5 protein-coding genes and 1 pseudogene are annotated in these 5,506 nt (G+C 54.5%); all 6 read right to left on the bottom strand.

What is annotated here, in order from left to right:
• Positions 1-584 (bottom strand): ABC transporter substrate-binding protein (locus F759_RS0134960; protein WP_244439001.1); only part of this gene is annotated, 584 nt, incomplete at its 3' end.
• A gap of 175 nt (positions 585-759) precedes the next feature.
• Positions 760-1,527 carry an aspartate/glutamate racemase family protein gene (locus tag F759_RS0134965; RefSeq protein WP_027803852.1) on the bottom strand — a complete coding sequence of 256 codons (768 nt, stop codon included), beginning with the start codon at positions 1,525-1,527 and terminating at the stop codon, positions 760-762.
• Positions 1,528-1,575: 48 nt separating this feature from the next.
• The gene (locus F759_RS0134970; protein ID WP_027803853.1) at positions 1,576-2,943 is read right to left on the bottom strand and encodes an MmgE/PrpD family protein; all 1,368 of its coding nucleotides are present in this window, start codon (positions 2,941-2,943) and stop codon (positions 1,576-1,578) included.
• 347 nt (positions 2,944-3,290) lie between these two features.
• Positions 3,291-3,470, bottom strand: coding sequence for a hypothetical protein (locus F759_RS0134975; RefSeq protein ID WP_027803854.1), 180 nt, complete (start codon positions 3,468-3,470; stop codon positions 3,291-3,293).
• A gap of 404 nt (positions 3,471-3,874) precedes the next feature.
• Positions 3,875-5,029: a M24 family metallopeptidase gene (locus tag F759_RS0134980; protein ID WP_027803855.1), complete on the bottom strand. Its 1,155-nt coding sequence runs from the start codon at positions 5,027-5,029 to the stop codon at positions 3,875-3,877.
• Positions 5,030-5,114: 85 nt separating this feature from the next.
• Positions 5,115-5,506, bottom strand: a pseudogene (locus F759_RS43130) (ABC transporter substrate-binding protein); the annotation flags it as partial.

The raw sequence follows: 5,506 nt of genomic DNA on the forward strand, positions 1-5,506 counted from the left end.
GGCTCCTTGCGCGAAGAATAGCCCTTGAAGCGAACCAGCTTGATGTATTGATCAGGCTTGTGCTCAGCAAGGCTATACGGGCCGGTGCCAATCAGCGCGGTAAGCTGCCCCCCCTTTATGACGCTTTTCGGTACAACAACAGCCGCTGACACTTGTGTGGCGAGAAGTGCCAAAAGCGGCATGTAAGGCTCTTTCAGCTTTATCACTACGGTATGATCGCCAGGGGCGTCCAGATACTCGACGTAAGGGTGGACGTCCTTTCCAAACACCGCCACCGCCTGCCACCGAGTGAGAGACGCAACAACGTCGGCAGCACTCATTTCTGTACCGTTGTGAAAGGCGACACCCCGGCGAAGCGGAATGGTATAGGTTAGACGGTCGGCGCTCACTGCTGGCATCCGGTCTGCAAGCAGAGGCTGAACGTTCCAATGCGAATCGAACGTGAAGAGCGTTTCGAATATATGCTCACTTGGCGCGGCAACAACGTCAGCCGTGGTAATCGCTGGATCAAGCGTCGGCGGTTCGCCGACGATCGCGTCGACGATCAGGCCACTTGGACGCTCTTGCGCAACACCTGTCTGCATGCCGACCATCGCTGCGGTCGCTACTGCCCAGTATGCGATCCTCGTTGTAGCCTGTCCCATGCGTACCATGTTGACCTCACCGTCGTTCTAATAAATTCGGCGCAACCGGTCCCAATCATGTCAAGATAGAGGATCGGATAAGCCGCACTGCTCCGGGCACGGTAAATTCCGTCAGCTATTGAAGCGCAGCTTCAGCGAAGCTTAGAAGATCGAGTACCGGTATCGGCGTTATCTGCCGAATAACACTTCTGAAGTCCGGCATCAAAGTGCATTCAAGCACTAGGATGCCCACGTCATTGAAGACGCCATCTCTGCCGAACGCGTCCCTCATGAGATCACTCAGTTGAACTGAAATACCCTCCTTGCTCCATTCGCACGGCACCTGCTTACCGCACGGATCGAGCACCCATTTCTTAAAGTCAGGTAAATCGCGAATCGTCACGAAACGCAGGCGCGCAAAGCCGGGATGGTGTATCAACAAAGGCATGAGCGGTTCGGCATCCCAGGTGACAATTCCCACCGGCAACTTCGTCATGCGCAACGCAAGATCGAGGAATTCTAGTGAACTTGTAATTGCAGGAGTAGAAAGTTGGCCATACAGATGCTCTCGAGACGCCCACATGTATCCGCAGCCGCCAATGATGAGGTCGGTATGCCCTTCCAGCCGCCGGGCAGCATTCAAAATGCCTTGCGATGCTTCAGGAGTTGGGATTTTGTTGTCGGCTGCATTGGCGCCCTCTGCGATTGTCTTGCAAACAAAAACCTCCCATTGCGCTGCGTCGTCGACGATAAACGGCATCACTGCATCATCGACCGCGTCCGATGCAGCTTCCGAGACGCCAGCGTTGTCCAGCTTTATGATACCCAGCGACCCACGTTTTTTCCGACTTGTTTGTGGCGGTGCACCAGCGGTATGCGTCCGCTCGGATTTTATATGTTTCATTTGTTCGGGCCACCATGCATCAATGAGGTTAAGGAACCGGAGCGATTTTTACGCGCTGGTCTTCGCAGGAGTCGCAATTGCCTTAAGCAACGGCGCAATCTCACCTTCCAGAAACCGACCGAATGCGCTCAGCAAATCCGATTGTCGTCGCTCGCCCAGGACCCTAGCCGTTGAGTTCGTGAACTTCCGCTCCAATTGTTCCATCGTCATCGGTGCATCGGGATCGCACGGCGGACGCATTGGCGGCGTCGAAAAAGTTCCGCCTGCAGTGACGACATCGATACGATTTAGCACAACTTCCGGATATCGAGAACTGAACTCCGGATCGGGAACAATCTGAACTCTCTCAGCGAGGGCTATGAGTTCGGTTCGGCCGAGCAAAGATTCGTCGATCGGCATCAAGGAATCAGCGCCAAGAATCGCGACAATCGCCATGCAGTACGGAATACTATATTGAATATCGATGAGACTCTGCGGCTGCGTCTTATTGGACAGCCTTAACGCATAGTCATAGATATGGACCCTGATAGTTTCAATCTCTGCGGCTTTTATGGCGTGATCTGCCATCACATCCTCAAGCCCCTTAAGCGCCGCGTGAAAATGACGACACGTCGCATATGGCTTGAAATAGTTCCCGAGGATCTTCATCCTCTCCTCTCCCAAACCGCGGAGGATCGTCGACGCGTCGTAGAAAGGCGGGCAGTCGAGCGTGTCGGTAAAACCTGCATGACCCAGTTTGGCCAGGATCATTGAGCTGTAACCTACGACAGCACTCCATGGGATACCTTCCTTCACGTCTGCGCCGAACTCTTTCGTATACGACGTAGCCACCAGATTGGGCGAATAAACCCCGGTCAAAGCAATACCGTGCGCAATCTGGTCCTCCGACGCCTTCAGCAACCAGCCAATCGCGACTGCGACACTGAATCCTGCCCACACTCCCGACTGACCATTCCATCCTGCTTGACCATGATCACCGCGTGCGGCTTTGATTCTGACCGCGACCTCGTAGCCAATCGCAATCGCACTCAGAACCTCATCCGTGGAGGCACCGATTTCACCGGCAAGACTGAGCACCGCAGGTACGACGGCCGAAGCTGCATGACCGCGGGCTTCGCTATGCCCATCGTCCATATCAAGTACGGCCGCTGCAGAACTATTGGCAAAAATCGCACCGGCCGTAGTGGTTCGCCTTCCATCAAACCAAACCGGAATTTCACCTTTGCCAAACAGCGCCGAACTGGCTTCGCGAGCGGCCACTACGCTAGGGGCGCTCAAGCCGGCTGCCGCCGCCGCGAGCGTATCAAGCACACACTTAGCGGCATGCAGCTTAACTTCTTGAGAAAGGTCGCGCGCTTTCAGACCGCATGCATAGCGGGCCAGTGCACCGACTGTCGAGATCGTAGTACTTTTCATCGCCTTTTTCCCGCAAGGATATCGCTCAGAGATAACAGTGATCCGGGTTGATATACCTACTATATCATCGACAATATTCGCGTCAACTAAGTAACATCCCGAGCAAGCCACATCGCCGAGAGGACGCATCGGGCGCTGGGCTCCGCCTCGAAGTGCGTTTTCTAGAAAACACAGTCGCGCTTCTGCCCTGGTGGTTCGACCGAAGAAAATGACGATGCCGGCGGCGGACGCGTTCCTGCGTACATCGCAGGCTTCTTACACAGCAGCGTTGCCAAACGAGATGCAGTCACCGCGGCAAGCAAATCAAAACCCCTTTTTCGCTCAGTTCGCGCGATGAAAGATGGTGTTCAGATAGCGGCAAGATTTCTGCGGGACGCTCGCGAGGCCACTTCGACGTCGAAATGCTCAAGGGGATACAGCTCAGTCAAGAAGCGGCGCTGCGCGAGCGCGACGTGATGAAGTCGCCGGGCAAAGGTATCGGCGAACAACTTAAGCACGTAGCGGAAAGCTTCCGGGTTATTCGTCATGTACACCCGAGTCTGCCTGCGTGAGTTGCGACTACTCTCTGCGGCACCTGCAGCGAGCCATGTGTCGATCGACGTCAGGCCGGCGCGCTTGCTGCATGCTCGTCGCGGTCTGAGCGTTCGCAGGCCCTTGTCGCTGTATCTGCTCGGTCATGTAAGCGGGACAGCGCATCTTGATTAGTTGCTGCCTGAAAAGTGAGTCGGTCACGCTGCGACGCAGCGGCGGTATAGCGCTCCACCGTCTCGAGAATGTCGCCAGAAAGACGCCAGTTCGTGCAGTCGAGCCGCCCCATAACGCCCGCTATATGAAGAAGTTCCGCAGTGAATGAAGCGCGTGCCGTTGCGACACGCGCTTTTAGGATTTCGAAGTTCGTCAGCGTTGGAAGCCGTTGGGCCCCTTTGTCGGATCAGTACGCCAGGTACAGTTCGCGCGGAAGGGTGGTGAGTCGCTCTGCTCCATTTTCGGTCACCAGTATCGTCTCACTAAAGGCGATTCCGTTTGCGGTAACGACCATGTGGAAAACCATGCCAGCTTGAAGGACCCATGTATCGTTTGCCATAAAGTCGCACACCTCCCATTCACCAGAAATGGGCGGAAACCCGATACCCAGCGAATAGCCGATTCGCGGCAGATACCTTTCTCTCAACCGGGCCTTCAGCACAGGTTGCCGCACTGCGGCATCAACGTCGCCCGAGATAGCGCTCGGTTTCATTAGCTTGAAGGCGTTATCCTGACAGGCGATCATCAGGTCCGCCGCCTTTGCAACCTCGTCGGTTGGCTTACCCATTGACGCACTCCGCATCAAAGCAGCGTGATACCGATTCACAGATCCGGTAACCTCAAATTTCACTAGATCGCCGGGCCCGATAACCTTGCGCGTTGGCGTCGAATGTCCCCTGAAGATTCTGTCACCGGAGGCCACGAAGTTGGGCAAACCCTGATACTCGCTCCCAGCAATAATCTGCTGATGCTGTATCACTGCAGCGATCTCGAACTCCGTTTTTCCGACCGCAAGGGACTCTAAGCCGGCTTTCATGCCGATGTCGGCAGTTTTCGCGGCTAGACGGGCGTATTCGATCTCTTTTGGCGACTTGATCAGTCGCACCCGGTTTACAAGACCTGACGCGTCGACAAGCTTGCTCAACCCAAGGGCAGCGTTGATTTTGTCGTAAGCACGCACAGGAAAGTTCAAGCAGGTCTTTTCGACGCCAATCTTTTTGTCGGTTCCCGACCAGCCCAGTTCATTGAGCCACCCTACGGTTACGATCGCGGGATCTTCAGTATCAAGATATACGGCTTGCCTGTTAAGGTCCAGCCAGGAATACACGTCGGCGTGTAGACGCTCCGACTCCCGAACCAAGAGAAGCGGTTCGCCTTGCGCGGGCACGAACAGAACTTGATAAGCGAAGTATCCAGAAGTGTGGTAACCAGCTAGATAGTAAATATTATGAGGCGAATGGACAAGGATTCCAATGAGATCTCGTTTTTGAATCTCTGACTGCACGTTCTGCAAGCGATCTTGAAACTCTTTTGTCGTGAAAGCGACATTTGTTCCGGGCATTTGTTTCTCCTAGTAGTCTACGGAGGAATACATCCAAATTCTCGAGGCATCAGCCGCGCGTCTTACGGACGACAGGTAGTAACCTTTATTTCGTGATTTTCGCGTTCCAGAAGACCGGAAAGCCGATTTGTGGCACGCCGGTCATCTTTCGATTTTGCGCCGCTAACCACGCGAATGAGCCCACTTTGTAAAACGGCAACTGTTGCCAGACAAGCCTTTGCACCTGAGCAAACGCTTGTTCGCGCTTTTTCTGATCGGTTGTAGTTAAAAAGATATCCCAAGCTTTCCTTTTTTCGGCAGTGTCCCATCCCATCGCGGAGGATGGATCATAAGCTCCATAGGTCGCCGGTTCCGGGTTGAAAAATGCATGCGTGATGAAGATATCCCACAGCTTCGGATTCGTGCGACGCTGCGTGAGTGTTGCCCAATCAACGACATCTAGCTGGACCTTGAAGCCCGCTTCCTCCAGACAGGCCT

Origin of the sequence: Paraburkholderia dilworthii (assembly GCF_000472525.1) — a bacterium.
Lineage (GTDB): Bacteria > Pseudomonadota > Gammaproteobacteria > Burkholderiales > Burkholderiaceae > Paraburkholderia > Paraburkholderia dilworthii.

What these genes read in the sequence shown, in the direction of transcription:
- F759_RS0134965 (WP_027803852.1), bottom strand. Translation starts at nt 1,527, where the DNA reads ATGAAACATATAAAATCCGAGCGGACGCATACCGCTGGTGCACCGCCA.
- F759_RS0134970 (WP_027803853.1), bottom strand. Translation starts at nt 2,943, where the DNA reads ATGAAAAGTACTACGATCTCGACAGTCGGTGCACTGGCCCGCTATGCA.
- F759_RS0134975 (WP_027803854.1), bottom strand. Translation starts at nt 3,470, where the DNA reads ATGACGAATAACCCGGAAGCTTTCCGCTACGTGCTTAAGTTGTTCGCC.
- F759_RS0134980 (WP_027803855.1), bottom strand. Translation starts at nt 5,029, where the DNA reads ATGCCCGGAACAAATGTCGCTTTCACGACAAAAGAGTTTCAAGATCGC.